The organism is Phytoactinopolyspora endophytica (assembly GCF_004138495.1).
GTDB classification, from domain to species: Bacteria; Actinomycetota; Actinomycetes; order Jiangellales; family Jiangellaceae; genus Phytoactinopolyspora; species Phytoactinopolyspora endophytica.
Map to the genome: position 1 here is coordinate 144264 of NZ_ML142860.1, position 2393 is coordinate 146656.

A 2393-nucleotide genomic window follows, 5' to 3' on the forward strand; every position below is an offset into this window, starting at 1 on the left:
CCTGCTCTCCGCCACTTCGCGGACCAGTCTCAGCAGGCCGCCCTCGGCGACGGCGGCCTCGCGGAGCTTCTCCATGGTCAGGCTCGACCCGGATGACTCCGACTCGGCAGAGTCCAGGATCGAGGCGGCGAGATGCTCGGCGCGGTAGACCTCGGGCGACTCGGAGACCAGCAACTGGTCCCAGAACTGCCTGGTCTGCTCGAACTCCGGATCCGTCACGGGCATGTGGAAGTCCGTGCCAGTGACCGAGAACGTCATCTGGCCGTCGTGCGGTACCAGTGTGAGATCGATGGGCTGGGTGTTGACCGCAAACTTGTGCTGGCCCAGCCTGATCGTCTCGCCGCCGTCGTCGTACAGGTCGAGACGGTCCCGCAGCGACCGGCCGGCCTCCTGCTGGGCCGCCTTGATCCGGCCGTCGAGCTCCTCGGCCCGCACCTGGTCCCCGAGCTCGCGCAGCTCACCGGCGACACTACGCAGCCGGGCGACCATGGAATCGGACGCGAAGTAGGTATTGACCTCATCGACCGATCCGAGCGAGGCGACCCGGCGGCGGACATTGGTCAGGATGCGTTCGGCGGAGTCGGCCAGGCGGTCCGCACGTTTGGTCCGCTCGTCCAGCAGGGACTGCTTACGGGAGGAGAACGCCTCGTAGACGTCCTCCCGTTTGGTCTCGAGCTCGGCGAGGAAATCGTCGAAGTCGGTGAAGCGCGCTTCGAGGTTCTCCAGTTGCAGCATGATCCGGCCGAGCTGCTCGTCGCAGGACTCCGGGGTGCTGGCCACCGCCAGCCCGCTGGTGATCGCCTGCCCGAGGAGCGCGAACTCGGCGGCGAACTCCGCCCGGCCCTCGGTGGCGAGCAGATCGCGGCGGCGGCCCTGCAGGGTGGCGCGGGCCCGGTTCAGCCCGCCGAGCACCTCCCCGATGCGCTCCAGGATCGCGGTACGCATCGTGGCGTCGGCGATGTCCAGCGAGCCGATGACCTCGGTGACGGTCTCCAACGCCTGGGACTGCTCGGCGAGCCGCTCGCCCACCTCGGTCGCGTCGGCGACCGTCGGAAGCGACTCGGCCTGTTCGAACAGCTGCTGGATCTCTTCGTGGTAGCTGGTGAAGGCGTCGTCGCCCTGCAGAAACTCCACCGCCCGCTCGGCGGCGGAGGCGAGCTCGTCGTCGAGTGTGGCGTCGAGCCGGTCGATGCGGTCGGCATCGGCGTAGCGCATATCGCGCAGCGTGACCAGGTGCCCTTTTGACCGCCGCAGGTCGGCGAGCTGGGTCACCCATGCTTGCGCGCTGCGCGGGGCTTCACCCCGTACCCGGCGGACGAGTGAGGCGGTGTCGGCCTCGGCCTGGTCGACGGCGGCCTTGGCTTGGCCGGTCAGCGCCTGCACATTCTCGAACTCGTCGAGCACTTGCTCCGCGGTGGCGCGGATCTCCGTCAACGGGGTGCGCAGGTCCGTAAGCCCGGCCTCCCCGAGCCAGTGGTACGAGTCGAAGGCCCGAGCGCAGGCGGCGATGATCGCCTCGAACACGGCCGCCGACGGCGCCATCTCACCGATCATCCTGGTGATCGACAGGCAGTCCGAGATCCCCCGGACCAGCTCGGCGTTGCCGACCCGTTCCAGCGGTCCGGTGCCGACGGGCTGCGCGGCGGCATAGGTGTCCGACTGGAACGGCGTCTGCCAGACCTGAAGCGGGTGCACCCGGGTCGGTTCCGCGGAGGTCGCGCGCAGAATGACGAGCGTGCCGTCGTCGAACAGCGAGTACCCGTGGCACGGGATGGGGGTGGAGACCTCTTTGCGGATCACGTTGTACGGCAGCAGCAGCGAGCGGCCCTCTTCCCGAGCGTGGAAGACGTAGAGCGCGTCTTCGCCGTTGGGGGAGCGGATGGTTCGCTTGTACTCCAGGTCGGCGACATCAGCGTCGAACGTCTTGTACTCGCCGGTCGTCAGGTAGTACCCACCCGGGAAGATGATGCCGTGGTCCTCCGGCAGCTGCCGGCAGGCCTGGCCGATCCCGTCCAGCCGGACGACGCCCTTGGTGCGGCGGTTGAAGACCAGGTGACGCCAGGTGCTTTCGTTGTACGGCCGGATGCGGAGCAGGACCAGGGCGCCGAGCCTGGCGTAGTAGACGTCGGCGTCGGCCAGGCTCTGCAGCGGATCCTCGACCGGCTCGCTGTAGATGCCTTCGCCGCTCTCCGTGTTGTTCTCCACCTTGAGCGTCAGCTCGCCGCCGGTGGTCTCGACGAACACGACGTCCTCGATCGAGATGTGCGGATGCCGGCCGGTGACGTGGTTGTCGCGGGTGGTCTCGATCCACTCGAAGTCGTGCGAAGCCGGGAAAGTGTGGTCGCGCTCGCCCCGGTTGTCCTGGTAGCTGATCGTGCCGTCCACGGTCGCCT

General features: G+C 68.4%; 1 protein-coding gene. It reads right to left on the reverse strand.

Annotated elements, in window-relative coordinates; all coding sequences use genetic code 11:
* The coding region (locus ELR45_RS38680) for a DNA repair ATPase (RefSeq protein WP_205857022.1) at nt 1-2393 on the reverse strand (2393 nt) is incomplete at both ends.